The following is a 14,506-nucleotide window of genomic DNA, read 5'->3' as shown; positions in this document are numbered from 1 at the left end:
GCGCCCCGAATCCTACGGTGATGCATAGGAATCAGTGACAAGGGAGCGGTGATGTACGGGGACGCGAGGAAGATCGCCGAGGGACTGTCCTATCTCTCCGGTTTCGGCAACGAGCACAGCTCGGAAGCGGTCCCGGGCGCGCTGCCCGAGGGCCGCAACTCGCCCCAGCGCGCACCGCTCGGGCTGTACGCGGAGCAGCTGAGCGGGACGGCGTTCACCGAGCCCCGGGCGCACAATCGCCGTTCGTGGCTCTACCGGATCCGCCCTTCGGCGGCACACCCTCAGTTCACCCGCACGGACAACGGCACGATCCGCTCCACGCCGTTCACGGAGACGGTGCCCGACCCCAACCGGCTGCGGTGGAATCCGCTGCCCGCGCCGGCGGCCGGGACGGACTTCCTCGGCGGCCTGTGGACCCTCGGCGGCAACGGCGACGCCACCCAGCGCACCGGCATGGCCGTGCACCTCTACCACGCCAACGCCTCCATGGACCGTGTCTTCAGCGACGCGGACGGCGAGCTGCTGATCGTCCCGGAGCGCGGCGGGCTGCTGCTGCGCACCGAGTTCGGGCTGCTGCATGTGGAGCCCGGCCATATGGCGCTGATCCCCCGTGGGGTGCGCTTCCGTGTGGAGCTGCTCGACACCGCATCGGACGGCGGGCAGACCCCGACGGCCCGCGGTTATGTCTGCGAGAACTTCGGCGCCCCCTTCCAGCTCCCCGACCTCGGCCCGATCGGCGCCAACGGCCTGGCGAACGCACGGGACTTCCGGGCCCCGGTCGCCGCGTACGAGGACGTCGAGGGCCCCGTCGAGGTGGTGAACAAGTTCTGCGGCAACCTCTGGACGGCGACCTACGACCACTCGCCGCTCGATGTCGTCGCCTGGCACGGAAACCATGTGCCGTACGTCTATGACCTGCGGCGCTTCAATGTGATCGGCAGCATCAGCTACGACCACCCGGATCCGTCGATCTTCACGGTGCTGACCTCGCCGAGCGACACCCCCGGGCTGGCGGGCGTCGACTTCGTGGTGTTCGCGCCGCGCTGGCTGGTGGGCGAGGACACGTTCCGGCCGCCGTACTTCCACCGGAACGTGATGAGCGAGTACATGGGCCTGATCGAGGGCGCGTACGACGCCAAGGCGGAGGGCTTCGTGCCGGGCGGCGGCTCGCTGCACAACATGATGTCGGCGCACGGTCCGGACCAGGAGACGTTCGAGCGGGCGAGCACCGCCGAACTGCGGCCGCACAAGGTGGACGACGGGCTGGCGTTCATGTTCGAGACGCGCTGGCCCATGACGCTGACCCCGCAGGCGGCGCACGCGGAGCACCTGCAACACGGGTACGACGATGTGTGGCGGGGTCTCGAGCGCCACTTCCGCCCGTTGCACCCGTCGCCGGGGACAGGTACGGATAGGCCGTGACCTCCTTCGCCCCCGACTCGATCGTCCTGAACCGCAAGCTGCCGCTCTGGTACCAGGTGTCGCAGTCGCTGCGTGCCTCGATACTCGGCCGTTCGCCCCGGGATCCGCTGCGGCTGCCCACCGAGGAGCAACTGGCGGCGCACTACGGGGTGAGCGTGCTGACCATGCGGCAGGCGCTGAAGGAGCTGGAGGACGAGGGGCTGATCTCGCGCCACCGCCGGCGCGGCACGTTCATCGAGCCCAGTGCGCGAAGGGGCGCTCCGGTCCGTCTGCTGGGCTCGGTGGACGCGATCGTGGCCCAGCAGTCCGGTATGACGACCGAGCTGCTGCACCATGGCACGGTGCGGGTGCCGGCCGAACTCGCCGAGCACTTCCCGGATCTCGAGGAGGTGGCGACGTACCACCGGCTGCGCAGCGACGAGAAGACGGACGAGCCCACCAACCACGCCCTCAACTACGTCCGTCCCGAACTGGCCGACCGGATCGACCTGGACGACCTGGTCCGCTGGCCGATGACGAAGGTGCTGCGAGACGTCGTGGGCGCGGACATCAGCCGTATCACGGACACGGTGGAGGCCCGGCTCGCGGACCCGGAGACGGCGCGGCTGCTGCACGTCCCGCTGCTCAGCCCCATCCTGCGCTACACGGGCGTCACCTATGACACCGGCGGGCGCCCCCTCGACGTGGCGGTGATCCACTACCGCGGGGACCGCTTCTCGTTCACGGTCACCCTCGACGCCACCTGACCACGTCGTACGATGCCCACCGTGACGCACGACGACGCTCCGCTGCTCGCGGACCTCATGCCGTGGTCCGTCCCATCCCTGCGGCCGGGCCGCGCCTGGCCGGCGGGGCCCGACGCCGCCTCGCTGAGGGCGCGCTGGGACGCCCTCGTGAAGGCCGAAGGGCCCGACCGGGAGACGCTGTTCGAGCCGACGCGCTCACGCACCCTGCACTCGGCGGTCGGTCAGCTGCCCGGGCAGTCCAGCGGCACGGAGAAGCTGGTCCGCGCCTCGGGCCCGTGCCCGGAGCCGGTGCGCGTGCTGCGGGCGCCCTTCGACGAACAGTGGCTCATCCCCGACCACCGCCTGCTCGACGTCGCACGGCCCGAGGTGTGGCGCGTGGCCGACGAGCACCAGATCTTCGCCGTGGAGACGGCCGCCGCCCCCGGCTCCTCCGGTCCCCCGCTGCTCGCGACCTCCCTGCTGCCCGTGCTGCGCGCCGGGCGCATCCGCCCGCTGTACCGGCGCCCCGGCGGCGAGGAACCCAACCTGGCGCCCGGCCTGTTGGAGCACCTGGGCGAGCGTCTGGGGCCGACCCCCGCCCCCTTGGACGTCCTCGCCTGGAGTGCGGCGGCGGCACGCCCCGGCCCCGAGGGCCTCGTCGTCCCGCTCACCGAGGACACCGGCGTCTGGGCGCGGGGCGTCGAGCTGGGCCGCCGCATGCTCTGGCTGATGCGCCGCGACGGCGAACGCCCCAGGCTTCCCGGCGGCCGCCGCCCCTATGTCCGCGCCCCTCTGCCCGCACGCCCGCTGACGCTGCACTACGACCGTGACGAGGAGGCCCTCCACCTCGGTGAGGGCCGCATCTCCCCGGTGCCGCCCCAGGCCTGGGACTTCGAGGTGGACGGAGTGCGCGTCCTGGAACAGTGGTTCGCGGCCCGGACCGCCGAGCCCCCGCCCGGCACGCTGGAGGCGATCCGTCCGGCCGCCTGGCGGCAGACCTGGACGTCCGAGCTGCTGGAGCTGGTCACGGTGCTCGCTCTCCTCGCGGAACTGCGGCCGCAGCAGTCGGATCTGGAGGTGGCCGCCCCCCTCACGACCACCGAACTGCGCAAGGCGGGCGTACTGCCGGTGGAGGCGGCGGCACGACGGCCCGCGTCGGTGCTGGACCATCACGAGGAAGGCCCGGAGGGCCAGTTTGCGCTGATCTAGCTCTTGGGCTCGAACCCGTCCAGCAGCCGCCACAACATCCGCCCGAACGCCGCCTCCGGATCGACCGGCCCCGGAGCCTCGGAAAAGACGGCGGCCATCCGCGGGTACCGGCCCGTGGCCATGCGGCCGGCGAGATACGCGATCCGCACCGCACTCTCCTGCTCCTCGGACCAGGGCAGCGACCGGGCCCGCTCGGCGGTGGCCAGCTCATTGGCCACGTACATGGTCACCACGCTGTTGAGCATCGCGACCAGCTCCATCTTCGCGCCGTTGGGCACCTCGAGAGGGTCCAGGCAGACGAGGCAGTGCTCGACGTACCGCAGGGCGTTGGGGCTGAAGCCGTAGATCCCCGACATCAGGCGCGGAAGCCAGGGGTGGCGGTGCATGAGGGCGCGGGTCTGGCGCGCCACCCGCAGCATGTCGGCGCGCCAGTCACCCGAGGGTTCCCACAGTTCGTGCTCGCCGCTGACGGCGTCGACCATCAGCTCGTACAGGTCCTCCTTGCGGGGGACGTAGTTGTAGAGCGACATCGTGCCGCAGCCCAGCTCGCCCGCCACGCGCCGCATCGAGACCGCTTCGAGCCCGTCGGCGTCGGCGATCCGTACCGCGGCGGCGGCGATGTCGGCACGGCTGAACGCCGGTTTGGGACCACGGCCCATGCGCTCGGGGCGCGCCCAGATCACTTCGGGTTCGGCCGCTCGGCCCGCCATCGCTCATCACCTCGACCACCATCCTAGTTACGTACGCCGTACGTAGTGCGCTATGGTCGACCCATGACAACTACGTACGCTGTACTTAGTGAGGGGCTGGCGAAGCGGTTCGGGACGGTCCGGGCCGTCCAGGGGCTGGACCTGGCGGTGCCGCAAGGCACGGTCTGCGGGGTTCTCGGGCCCAACGGCGCGGGCAAGACCACGGCGGTACGGCTGCTGACGACACTGCTGCGGCCCGATGCGGGCTCGGCCCGGATCGCGGGGCACGATCTGGTGCGGGACCCCGCGGGCGTACGCCGCAGGATCGGCGTCACCGGGCAGTACGCGTCGGTCGACGGAGACCTCACCGGACGTCAGAACCTGCGGCTGTTCGCCCGGCTGCACAGGATCCGGGACGCGGCGGCGCGCGCCGCTGAGCTGTTGGACCGATTCGGTCTCACCGAGGCCGCCGACCGGCCCGCGTCCACCTACTCGGGCGGCATGCGACGCCGTCTCGACCTCGCGGCCGGCCTGCTCCGCCGCCCCGACGTGCTGTTCCTCGACGAGCCCACCACGGGCCTCGACCCGGCGAGCCGCAAGCAGATCTGGGAGGCCGTGCGCGCCGTCAAGGAGCAGGGCACGACCGTCCTGCTGACCACGCAGTACCTGGAGGAGGCCGACCGGCTCGCCGACGACATCGCCCTCGTCGACCGGGGCCGGGTGGCCCACACGGGATCTCCGTCCCACCTCAAGGCGCTCATCGGGTCGTACGCCGAGGCCGTCGTCGCCGACACGGACCTGCTGGTGAAAGCGGCGGGCGTCCTGGACCGGCTCACCGGCGCCGAGCCGTCCCTCGACCGCGAGCGCAACGCCGTGGGGGCGGTCACCACGGATCCCACGCTCACCCTTCCGCGCCTGGTGCGCGAACTCGACGCGGCGGGCGTGCCGTTGCTCGACGCGAGCCTGCGGCCACCGAGCCTAGACGACGTCTTCCTGCGGCTGACGGGCCACTTGGCCGACAGCAAGGAGCCGGCGGCATGAGCACATGGGCGTACGACGGCACCGCGATGGTGGGCCGGCAACTGCGCCGGGTCCGGAACAACCCGGGCCTCGCGATCCTGACCCAGACCATGCCGATCACGATGCTGCTGTTCTTCGGGTACGTCTTCGGCAGTGCGCTCGCCGTGCCGGGCAAGGAGTACCGGAGCTTCCTGGTGCCGGGGCTGCTGGCGGCGACGGCCGCGGGCGGGATCATGACCGGGATGTTCCAGGCGGCCGCGGACTCCCACCGGGGCGTGATGGACCGCTTCCGCTCACTGCCGGTGAGCCGGACGGCCGTCCCGCTCGGCCAGGCTGCGGCCGACCTCGTCGTCACCGCCGCCGGGACGGTGCCATTGCTGCTGGTCGGGCTTGCGGTGGGATGGCGGGTCGAGGGGACGGTGCCCGAAGCGGCGGGCGCCATGGGTCTCCTGCTTCTGTTCCGGTTCGCGTGCACCTGGATCGGGATCTTCCTCGGGCTGCTCACCCGGAGCGAGGACGCCGCAGGGCAGCTCGGCGGCGCGACCTTCGTCCTGCCGCTGCTGTCCAACGCGTACATCCCGACGGGGAACCTCCCGGGCTGGCTGCGCACGCTCGCCGAGTGGAACCCGATCAGCGCGGTGACCACCGCCCTGCGGGACCTCTTCGGGAAGGCGCCCGTGCCCCGGGGAGCCGCCTGGCCGGTGGCCCATCCCGTCGCCGGGGCCCTGGCGTGGAGCGCGGCGCTCATCGCGGTGTTCCTGCCGCTCGCCGTCCGCCGGTACACGCGCGGCGAGGGGTGAGCTGCGTCATCCCGGGGTGCCCGGTCCGGCATCCGTGCATGACAACCACGGGGGGCAGGGGCCATGATCCCCCGCATGGAGCCACTTCCCCTGCCCCTGGAGGGCATCACCGTCGTCACCGTGGAGCAGGCCGTCGCCGCACCCTTCGCCACCCGCCAGCTCGCCGATCTGGGCGCGCGCGTGGTCAAGGTGGAGCGGGTCGACGGAGGTGACTTCGCCCGTGGCTACGACACCGCCGCCCGGGGTCTCGCCTCGCACTTCGTGTGGTGCAACCGCGGCAAGGAGTCGATCGCACTGGATCTGAAGGATCCGCGGGGCCTTGACGTCGTGCGGCGGCTGATCGCGGACGCGGACGTGTTCGTGCAGAACCTCGCCCAGGGCGCCGCCGCCCGGCTCGGACTGGACGCGGCCGCGCTGTGCGCGGTGCACCCGCGGCTGATCGCCGTGGACATCTCGGGCTACGGGGCGTCCGGGCCGTACGTGCGGAGGAAGGCCTACGACATGCTCGTGCAGTGCGAGGCGGGGCTGGTGTCGGTCACCGGGACGCCGGAGCAGCCGGTCAAGGCGGGGATTCCGGCGGCCGACATCGCGGCGGCCATGTACGCGTTCTCCGGGGTGCTGGCGGCGCTCGTCCGGCGGGGCACGACCGGACGCGGCGGACCGGTCGAGATCTCCATGCTGGAGGCGCTCGCCGAGTGGATGGGGCATCCGCTGCACCACGCGATGCACGACGGCACTCCCCCGGCGCGGACGGGTCTGGCACACGCCGTCATCGCGCCGTACAACGCCTACCCGACGGCGGACGGCGGACGGGTGCTGCTGTCCGTGCAGAACGACCGGGAGTGGCAGCGGCTCGCGGCCCAGGTGCTCGGCCAACCGGAGCTGGGGACCGATCCGGCGTACGCGACGAACGCGGCCCGGGTCGCCCGCCGGGAGCGTACCGACGCGCTGGTCGCCAAGGCGCTGGGAGCGCTCGGAACGGACCGGGCCATGGCCCGTCTGGAGGCGGCCGACATCGCCTGCGCGCGCCTCAGGGACCTGCGGGACGTGGCGGAGCATCCGCAGTTGGCGGCCCGGGAGCGGTGGCGGGAGGTGGGGACGCCGGTCGGGCCGCTGAGGGCATTGCTGCCGCCGATCACGCTGCCGGGCGGAAACGACGCGCGGATGGGGGACGTGCCCGCGCTCGGGGAGCACACCGAGGCGCTGCTGCGTGCCGTGGGGATGACGGACGACGAGATCACAGCGCTGCGCCGGGACGGTGTGGCGGCCTGAGCGCGGGCCCTTGCAGGGCGCCCGCTCGCGGGCGCCGTGAGGAACGCAGGTGTCGCTCAGCGTCCGCCGAACAGCGAGCGGCGCAGCCGACGCAGCGGCGCGAAGAGCGAGACCTTGCTCATGCGCGCACCCCTGCCGCTCCGCTGGTGCACGGTGTCACGTGCGGTGAGCTCGAGCATCAGTGAGGTCGCCTCGGCCGCCTCACGCTGCGGGATGGCAGGGCCTCCCAGCACCGAGAGATGGCGGTCGAGGCGCGAACTGGTCGCGCTGCTCCCGCAGGTGATCGCAGGGACCCTTGCCCTGCTGCGCACTGTTATCTGTTCCATGTCACTCCCCACCCGTACGAGTCCACCCGGCCCGGGCAGAGTAACCCTATCGCTCCGTCGTGGCACTCGTGTATCGCGGGCACAGGATTCACCTTCTCTGTAAGGGGGTTGACGACTACTGTCCGAATCCGACGGATTGCAGGGCGAGTTGAACAACTGGCTGACCGGTGGGTTGAGCTGAGCCCCCGTCGGGTTCCACGGTTACTGCGAGTGACGTCGCGGACTTGCCGAGGCCGCTCGCGACCAGGGGCGCGTCACCGCTGAAGAGCCCCAGGGAGCGCGGTTGCACGTTGGGGCGCATGAGCCAGAGCTGATGCACACGGCCGCTCGGAAGTGCTCCGAGTCCGCTGAGGGTGACGACGGCGCGCCCCTCGGATGCGGAAGCAACTACTCCGATTCCTCGGCCGTCGGCGTCCCGGTCGCTGGTCGCACGGGCGTCCGGGGCGGCGAGAACGTGGGCGATCTCACGCGCCTGCGCGCGCTCCGCGGCCAGTCGGTCCTGCGTGTGGGTGGCCTGCACGGCGAAGAGCGCGGCGACGACGAGGGCCGCCGCGGCCGTGGCGGTGGCGAACGGGGCGAAAAGTGGCCGCATTCGGGGCGCACGGGCGCGCGGGGGCGGCGGTGCGGCACCCCAGACGTGCGGGGGCAGATGCGGGGCGCGGGCGCGGGGCGCGTCCTGCGCCGGCGAGGGGTCCTGGGGCATGGTGCGTACGGCGGTGAGGACCCGGTCCCGCAGACCGGGCGGGGCCAGGGCCGTGGTGGACCAGGCGAGGCGGACGGCGTCCTCGGACAGGGCACGCACCTCGCCGGCGCAGCGGTCACAGCCCTTGAGGTGCTTCTCGAAGCGACGCCGCTCGTCGGGTTCGAGCGCGTCGAGGGCGTAGGGCGCGGCGAGGGAGTGCAGATCGCCGGAGCGCAGACGGGAGAAGATGCTCATGCGACCCCTCCCAGGCATTCGCGCAGCCGGGTGAGTCCGTCGCGCATCCGTGTCTTGACCGTGCCGAGCGGCAGCGAGAGCCGCTCGGCGACCTCACGGTACGTGTAACCGTCGTAGTAGGCGAGCGTGACGGACTGCCGTTGCAGGGCCGTGAGACGGTCCAGGCACCGTCGCACCCACTCGCGCTCCAGGCCCGCCTCCACCTCCTCGGCGACGTGGTCGAAGGCGGGGTGGAGGGCGCGCCGGGCCTCGCGCCGCTCGCGCTCGCCGGCCGCGCGGGCGCTGCGCACCCGGTCGACCGCCCGGCGGTGCGCGAGGGTGAGTATCCACGACAGGGCGCTGCCGCGGCCGGGATCGAACCGCGGTGCCGAGCGCCACAGTTCGAGCAGCACCTCCTGAGCCACCTCCTCCGACTGCGCCGGGTCCCGTACGACCCGGCGCACCAGCCCGAACACCGGTCCGGAGACCAGTCCGTACAGTTCTTCGAAGGCCTTCTGGTCGCCTCCGGCCACGAGCACCAGAAGTTCGTCCGCCTCCACCCGTAACCCCCTCTCCGCCGCTCGCACGGCAGCTTGCGTCCCTGTGGCACCTTCTGCGCTCACGCCCTCGGACGGTGTTACGGATCAGCGTGGCGAAAACGCGGGTGGAGCAGGCACGAAATGATTTTTCAGACTCGACCAATCCGCTACGGCGTCCGCTCCGAATCCCCGAGCGTCAGGCAAGTTGGCACTGAGGACGGACGGCATGACACCTATCTCCAGGAGAGGCGTGGGGCGCAGGAGCATCGCGGCCCTCATCTGTGGCGCGCTGGCCGCCGGAGGGCTCGCGGCCGCCGGTGTGACCGTGCTGGAACCGGGGGCGGCCTCCGCCTCCTCCCACCGGGAGGCCCCGCTGATCTCCGGACAGCCGCAGTACGACAACACCGACCTGTACGCGTTCGTGAGCCCCGACAAGCCCGACACGACGACGGTCATCGCGAACTTCATCCCCTTCGAGGAGCCCGCGGGCGGACCGAACTTCTACACCTTCGCGGACGACGCCCAGTACGACATCCACATCGACCGGAACGGTGACGCCCAGAGCGATCTGGTCTTCCGGTACACGTTCAAGACGCACAGGAAGAACGGCAACACCTTCCTGTACAACACCGGCGCGGTCAAAAGCCTCGACGACCCCAACCTGAACATCACGCAGACCTACGACATCGACCTGCTCAAGCTGCACAAGGAGAAGGTCGTCGCCCGGACCAAGGTCGCCGACAACGTTCCGGTCGCGCCGTCGAACGTCGGCAAGGCGTCGATGCCGGACTACGGCAAGCTGCGTTACCAGGCCGTGTACAAGCTCGCGGGCGGCGCGACGACGTTCGCCGGACAGGCCGAAGACCCCTTCTTCGCGGATCTGCGCGTCTTCGACCTGCTGTACGGCGGGAACCTCTCGGAGGTCGGCAACGACACCCTCAAGGGCTACAACGTCAACTCCCTCGCCCTGCAGGTGCCGAACGACCTGATCCGCGATTCGAAGGACCAGCCGGTCGTCGGTATCTGGTCGACGGTCCAGCGCAAGGACGCGCACGGCGACTGGACGCAGGTCTCGCGGCTCGGCAACCCGCTCGTCAACGAGGTGGTCAACCCACAGAAGGACAAGGACAAGTTCAACGCGTCCTCACCGAGCCACGACGCGCAGTTCCTGAAGAACGTGACCAACCCGGAGCTGCCGAAGCTCATCGAGTCGATCTACAAGATCAAGGCGCCGTCCGAGCCCCGCAACGACCTGGTGGACGTCTTCCTGAAGGGCGTGAAGGGCCTCAACCAGCCGCCGAACGTACGGCCGGCGGAGGAGCTGCGGCTCAACACCTCGATCAAGCCGAGCGCCGACCCCAAGCGGCTGGGCGTACTCGACGGTGACAACGCGGGCTTCCCGAACGGGCGTCGGCTCACCGATGACGTGATCGACGAGGCGCTGCAGGTGATGGAGGGCTTCCTGAGCGGTCAGAAGACCGGCCTCGGGGACGGGGTCGACGCGAACGACCAGAAGTTCGGGCACTCCTTCCCGTATCTGGCGGAGCCGACTTCGGGCTCGCGCGGTCCGCTGGCGAAGGGCACCGGCAACAGCGTGCGCGACCAGCTGGGCGACGGGCTGCAGGCGACCGGTGCGAGCGGCTCCGACACCACACTGATCGCGACGTCGGCGGCGGCGGGCGTCGCCGGGGTCCTGCTGGTCGGCACCGCGGTGATGTGGTGGCGCCGACGCACCCGCTACCGGGCCTACTGACCCGGCCCACCGGACGGGACCGGTTTCTTCGGCCCCGTCCCCCTCGACCGGCGCGGCCCGTACCTCCCCATCCCCCACGGCGCGGGCCGCGCCGCCCGACCGTTTCCGCCCAGCAGAACTGAGGAGAGGGCATGTCCCCGCGTACCAACGAGAGCGCGCCGGAGAGCGGGCACGGCGACCGGCCGAAGGCCGAGCCACCGAAGCCACCGCTCCGCGCGGTGGAGGCGAGCGGCGAGGCGGGCGCGACGGGCGCCTGGGCGGGCGCCGTGAGCGGCGGGGCGGGGAGCGCGAACGCCGCCATGACCGCGGGGGAAGGCAACGGGAGCGGTGTGAAGCACGCCGGAGCCGGAGCAGACGGCGGGAACGGTGCTGCGAGCGCCGGAGCGTATGGCGGCAGCGCCGCCACGGGCGCCGGGGCGAGCAGCGGGAGCATCGGAGAGCGCTGCGGGAGCATCGCCACGGGCGCGGACGAGTACGACGAGAGCGCCGAGGAGTTCGGCGAGGGCGCCGCCACACACGCCGAGGCACACGTCGACGCTCCGGCTCAGGCTGGCGACGGCGGTGGCGAGCTGGTCGACGGTGAGTCGGCGGCCCCCGCAACGACGGAGGGCGCGCCCCCACCGCCGGACGGCAAGACGCCCCCCTCACCGCCGGACCGCAAGACGCCCCCCTCACCGCCGGACGGCAAGACGCCCCCCTCACCGCCGGACGGCAAGACGCCCCCCTCACCGCCGGACGGCAAGACGCCCCCCTCACCGCCGGACGGCGACGCACCCTCTTGCGAAGCCGCCGGTGGTGGCGACGAGCGGGTCGTCGCGGTGCGGAGGTTCGCCGCTGCGGGGCGGCGGTGGCGGGTCGTGCAGCTCGGATTCTGTGCCGCCTCGTTGGCCGTTGCGCTCACCGCCGGGGCCGTCGCCGTAGGAGCCGTGCGGGACAGCGGCACGGCGCCCGTCGCATCCGCGCCCGCCGGGATCTCGCCCGAACTGCTCGCCGGCGGCGACCTCGACTCGAGCATCCGGGCCCTGCAGGCTCATCTCCGCGCCCAGCCACGGGACTACGGCAGCTGGGCCACCCTCGGCCTCGCGTACGTCGAACAGGCACGCACCAAGGGCGACCCTTCCCGCTACCCTCAGGCGCAGAGCACGCTGGACCGTTCGCTGGAGCTCCGCCCGGACAACGACGCCGCGCTCGCCGGCCGGGCCGCCCTCGCCGCGGCCCGCCACGACTTCACCGACGCCCTGAAGTACGCGGACCTCGCCCTGCAGCAGAACCCCTACAGCGAGCGCGCCCTGTCCTCCCGTATCGACGCGCTGGTCGAACTCGGGCGCTACGCGGACGCCTCGAAGGCGGCGGACCTGGCGGACTCGCGCCACCCCGGCGTTCCCGTCTTCACCCGCTACGCCTACGTCCACGAACTGCGCGGCGACGTGAACACCGCCCGCCGCGTCCTGGAGCAGGCACTCGCCTCGGCCACTTCCCGCGGCGACATCGCCTACGTGGCGACCGCGCTCGCCCAACTCGCCTGGAGCCAGGGCGACTACGGGACGGCTCTCACCGACTACGCACGCGCCCTCGCGGCAGACGACACCTACCTCCCTGCGCTGGAGGGCCGCGCCCGCGCCCAGGCGGCCCAAGGCGACACCGCGGACGCGATCCGGGGAATGGAGCAGGTCGTCGACCGCTATCCGCTCCCCCAACCCCTCGTGGAACTGGGCGAGTTGTACGAGGCGCGCGGCAAAGGCGACGACCTGACCAAGGCCCACGACCAGTACGCACTGGTCGACGCCTGGGTCTCGCTGGCCCGCGCCAACGGCGTCAACGCCGACCTCGACACGGCCCTCGCCGCTGCCGACCACGGGGACCGCACGGCCGCCCTGAAGGCCGCCCGCGCCGAGTGGGCACGCCGCCACACCGTGCACACTGCGGACGCCCTCGCCTGGGCGCTGCACGTCAACGGCCGCGACCAGGAGGCCCTCCCCTACGCCCGGCAGGCCACGGCCACCGGCTACCGCAACGCGGCCTTCCTCTACCACCGCGGCATGATCGAGCGCGCCGCCGGACACCCGGACCAGGCCCGAGCCTCGCTCACCGCGGCCCTCGGCCTCAATTCCGGCTTCTCACCCCTGGGCGCGCGCGAGGCCCGCAAGGCCCTGGAGGCGATGAAGTGAACCTGCGCCGTGTCGTCGCCTCCGGCGCGGCCGTCCTCACGGCCGCCTGCCTGCTCGTCCTCGCCCCTTCCGGCCACGCGAGCGCCCACCCGCTCGGCAATTTCACCGTCAACCGGTACGACGGCCTGGTCGCCGCCCCGGGGCAGCTGCGGATCGACCATGTCGAGGATCTTGCGGAGATCCCGGCCACCCAGGCCAGGCCCGACCTGGAACGGCTCGGCCTCACCGCATGGGCACGGGGGCGGTGCACGAAGGCCGCCGAAGGCAGCAAGGTCACGGTGGGCGGACGGAAGGCCGTGCTCACCGTCGGCGCGAGCCGCGCACAACTGCGGCCCGGCCAGGCGGGGCTGAACACCCTGCGCGTGGAGTGCCGGCTGACGGCCCCGCTGCCCAAGGCGGACACCCTCGTCGTCGGCTTCCACAGCGCGGGCGCGACCACCGGGCCCGGCTGGCGGGAGATAACCGCGCGCGGCGACCGCATGACGCTCACCGCGTCCACCGTGCCGAAGGTGTCGGTGTCCCATGAACTGATCACCTATCCGAAGGAGTTGCTCTCCTCACCGGCCGATACCTTCGAGGCCTCCCTGCGGGTGCGCCCCGGCGGCCCCGCCCTCACCGTCGACCGCCCGGACGCGCCGGCGGCCTCCATCCTGCCGCGCGACGCCGACCGTTGGACCCGGGCGCTGGACGATCTGGTCGCCAGTCACCACCTCACCCTCGGCTTCGGCGCGCTCGCCCTGGTCATCGCGGTTGGCCTCGGCGCGATGCACGCGCTCGCGCCGGGCCACGGCAAGACCCTGATGGCGGCGAGCGCGGCGGCCCGCGGAGGCCGTGCGAGGCTGCGCGACGTTCTTCCTCTGGCCGCGTCGGTGACGGTCACCCACACCCTGGGAGTGGTGGCCCTGGGCCTGCTGGTCACCGCCGGTTCCGCCGCTACGCCCTCGGTGATCGCATGGCTGGGCCTGGCGAGCGGGGTCCTCGTCATCCTGGCGGGCACGTCCCTCGTACGACGGGCATGGCGCAACCGGGGGCACGCGCACGGCCACGGACACTTGCACACCCAGCAGCGAGGAGACGCGCACACCCACGACGACGGGCACGACCACCACCACGGCCACGACAACGGACCCGGGCACGACCACGCGCACGACCACGACCACGCGCACGACCGCCCGGACCACGCGCACAACCACGACCACGCGCACGACCGCCCGGACCACACCCACGACCACGCCCGGGAACACGCCCACGACCACGCCCGGGAACACGCCCACGGCATCCCCCACACCCACGGCGGCGTCACCCACACCCACCCCGTCGCCCCCACCCTCCGCGGCACGATCCTCCTCGGCTTCGCCGGCGGACTCGTGCCCAGCCCCTCCGCCGTGGTGGTCCTCGTCGGGGCCACCGCGCTCGGCCAGGCCTGGTTCGGTCTCCTGCTCGTCGTCGCCTACGGCGCCGGGCTCGCCCTGACGCTGACCGCCGCCGGGTTCGCCGTGGTCAAGCTGGGCAGCGGGATGAACCGTCTGCTGGACCGGCGGCCACGCTGGACCCGCGGCCCGGCGGCCACGCTGGTACGCCGCACCGCTCCCCTGGGTTCCGCCTTCGTCGTCGTGGCCCTCGGGGCCGGACTGGTGTTCAAGGGGGCGGCATCCGCACTGGGTTGA

Annotated in this window: 13 protein-coding genes; 9 read left to right on the top strand and 4 right to left on the bottom strand. The window is 72.3% G+C overall.

What is annotated here, in order from left to right; genetic code table 11:
- Positions 1 to 51 precede the first annotated feature (51 nt).
- Genes hmgA through AAW14_RS13955 form a run of 3 tightly spaced genes read left to right on the top strand, consistent with a single transcriptional unit; the run spans position 52 to position 3,356 of the window.
- Positions 52 to 1,422, top strand: a complete 1,371-nt coding sequence (gene hmgA, locus AAW14_RS13965) for a homogentisate 1,2-dioxygenase (protein ID WP_265563714.1) — start codon at positions 52 to 54, stop codon at positions 1,420 to 1,422.
- Positions 1,419 to 2,168 (top strand): GntR family transcriptional regulator, encoded by a 750-nt coding sequence (locus AAW14_RS13960; RefSeq protein ID WP_265563713.1) that lies wholly within the window; start codon positions 1,419 to 1,421, stop codon positions 2,166 to 2,168. Before hmgA ends, AAW14_RS13960 begins: the two co-directional genes overlap by 4 nt.
- Before the next feature lie 12 nt (positions 2,169 to 2,180).
- Positions 2,181 to 3,356 (top strand): type ISP restriction/modification enzyme, encoded by a 1,176-nt coding sequence (locus AAW14_RS13955; protein ID WP_265563711.1) that lies wholly within the window; start codon positions 2,181 to 2,183, stop codon positions 3,354 to 3,356.
- Here AAW14_RS13955 and AAW14_RS13950 read toward each other — a convergent pair.
- A complete protein-coding gene (locus tag AAW14_RS13950) occupies positions 3,353 to 4,066 on the bottom strand; it encodes a TetR/AcrR family transcriptional regulator C-terminal domain-containing protein (RefSeq protein ID WP_265563709.1) in 714 nt (237 codons plus the stop codon). The two genes, AAW14_RS13955 and AAW14_RS13950, sit on opposite strands and share 4 nt — an antisense overlap.
- Positions 4,067 to 4,129: 63 nt before the next feature.
- On the opposite strand from AAW14_RS13950, the gene AAW14_RS13945 reads away from it, so the two are divergent.
- From AAW14_RS13945 to AAW14_RS13935, 3 genes are all read left to right on the top strand, one after another.
- Positions 4,130 to 5,086, top strand: coding sequence for an ATP-binding cassette domain-containing protein (locus tag AAW14_RS13945; protein WP_265563707.1), 957 nt, complete (start codon positions 4,130 to 4,132; stop codon positions 5,084 to 5,086).
- Positions 5,083 to 5,865 carry an ABC transporter permease gene (locus AAW14_RS13940; protein WP_265563705.1) on the top strand — a complete coding sequence of 261 codons (783 nt, stop codon included), beginning with the start codon at positions 5,083 to 5,085 and terminating at the stop codon, positions 5,863 to 5,865. Before AAW14_RS13945 ends, AAW14_RS13940 begins: the two co-directional genes overlap by 4 nt.
- A 63-nt stretch (positions 5,866 to 5,928) precedes the next feature.
- Positions 5,929 to 7,137 (top strand): CaiB/BaiF CoA transferase family protein, encoded by a 1,209-nt coding sequence (locus AAW14_RS13935; protein ID WP_416223298.1) that lies wholly within the window; start codon positions 5,929 to 5,931, stop codon positions 7,135 to 7,137.
- Between the two features lie 56 nt (positions 7,138 to 7,193).
- Here AAW14_RS13935 and AAW14_RS13930 read toward each other — a convergent pair whose 3' ends face one another.
- From AAW14_RS13930 to AAW14_RS13920, 3 genes are all read right to left on the bottom strand, one after another.
- Positions 7,194 to 7,463, bottom strand: coding sequence for a hypothetical protein (locus tag AAW14_RS13930; RefSeq protein ID WP_265563701.1), 270 nt, complete (start codon positions 7,461 to 7,463; stop codon positions 7,194 to 7,196).
- A 115-nt stretch (positions 7,464 to 7,578) separates the two neighbouring features.
- A complete protein-coding gene (locus tag AAW14_RS13925) occupies positions 7,579 to 8,400 on the bottom strand; it encodes an anti-sigma factor (protein ID WP_265563699.1) in 822 nt (273 codons plus the stop codon).
- Positions 8,397 to 8,966 (bottom strand): sigma-70 family RNA polymerase sigma factor, encoded by a 570-nt coding sequence (locus AAW14_RS13920; RefSeq protein WP_265563808.1) that lies wholly within the window; start codon positions 8,964 to 8,966, stop codon positions 8,397 to 8,399. The genes AAW14_RS13925 and AAW14_RS13920 overlap by 4 nt, the downstream gene beginning before the upstream one ends.
- Before the next feature lie 178 nt (positions 8,967 to 9,144).
- Here AAW14_RS13920 and AAW14_RS13915 point away from each other — a divergent pair, with 178 nt between their 5' ends.
- From AAW14_RS13915 to AAW14_RS13905, 3 genes are all read left to right on the top strand, one after another.
- Positions 9,145 to 10,671: a DUF4331 domain-containing protein gene (locus AAW14_RS13915; RefSeq protein WP_265563697.1), complete on the top strand. Its 1,527-nt coding sequence runs from the start codon at positions 9,145 to 9,147 to the stop codon at positions 10,669 to 10,671.
- Between the two features lie 131 nt (positions 10,672 to 10,802).
- A complete protein-coding gene (locus AAW14_RS13910; protein WP_265563694.1) occupies positions 10,803 to 12,839 on the top strand; it encodes a tetratricopeptide repeat protein in 2,037 nt (678 codons plus the stop codon).
- Positions 12,836 to 14,506 (top strand): nickel transporter, encoded by a 1,671-nt coding sequence (locus AAW14_RS13905; RefSeq protein ID WP_265563693.1) that lies wholly within the window; start codon positions 12,836 to 12,838, stop codon positions 14,504 to 14,506. Before AAW14_RS13910 ends, AAW14_RS13905 begins: the two co-directional genes overlap by 4 nt.

The sequence above is a fragment of the Streptomyces hygroscopicus genome, from assembly GCF_026168105.1.
GTDB classification, from domain to species: Bacteria; Actinomycetota; Actinomycetes; order Streptomycetales; family Streptomycetaceae; genus Streptomyces; species Streptomyces hygroscopicus_D.
Note: the sequence above shows the minus strand (reverse complement) of the source record. Positions and strands in the feature narration are given on the sequence as shown.

What these genes read in the sequence shown, in the direction of transcription:
- hmgA (WP_265563714.1), top strand. Translation starts at nt 52, where the DNA reads ATGTACGGGGACGCGAGGAAGATCGCCGAGGGACTGTCCTATCTCTCC.
- AAW14_RS13935 (WP_416223298.1), top strand. Translation starts at nt 5,929, where the DNA reads ATGATCCCCCGCATGGAGCCACTTCCCCTGCCCCTGGAGGGCATCACC.
- AAW14_RS13930 (WP_265563701.1), bottom strand. Translation starts at nt 7,463, where the DNA reads ATGGAACAGATAACAGTGCGCAGCAGGGCAAGGGTCCCTGCGATCACC.
- AAW14_RS13945 (WP_265563707.1), top strand. Translation starts at nt 4,130, where the DNA reads ATGACAACTACGTACGCTGTACTTAGTGAGGGGCTGGCGAAGCGGTTC.
- AAW14_RS13955 (WP_265563711.1), top strand. Translation starts at nt 2,181, where the DNA reads ATGCCCACCGTGACGCACGACGACGCTCCGCTGCTCGCGGACCTCATG.
- AAW14_RS13940 (WP_265563705.1), top strand. Translation starts at nt 5,083, where the DNA reads ATGAGCACATGGGCGTACGACGGCACCGCGATGGTGGGCCGGCAACTG.
- AAW14_RS13950 (WP_265563709.1), bottom strand. Translation starts at nt 4,066, where the DNA reads ATGGCGGGCCGAGCGGCCGAACCCGAAGTGATCTGGGCGCGCCCCGAG.
- AAW14_RS13910 (WP_265563694.1), top strand. Translation starts at nt 10,803, where the DNA reads ATGTCCCCGCGTACCAACGAGAGCGCGCCGGAGAGCGGGCACGGCGAC.
- AAW14_RS13925 (WP_265563699.1), bottom strand. Translation starts at nt 8,400, where the DNA reads ATGAGCATCTTCTCCCGTCTGCGCTCCGGCGATCTGCACTCCCTCGCC.
- AAW14_RS13915 (WP_265563697.1), top strand. Translation starts at nt 9,145, where the DNA reads ATGACACCTATCTCCAGGAGAGGCGTGGGGCGCAGGAGCATCGCGGCC.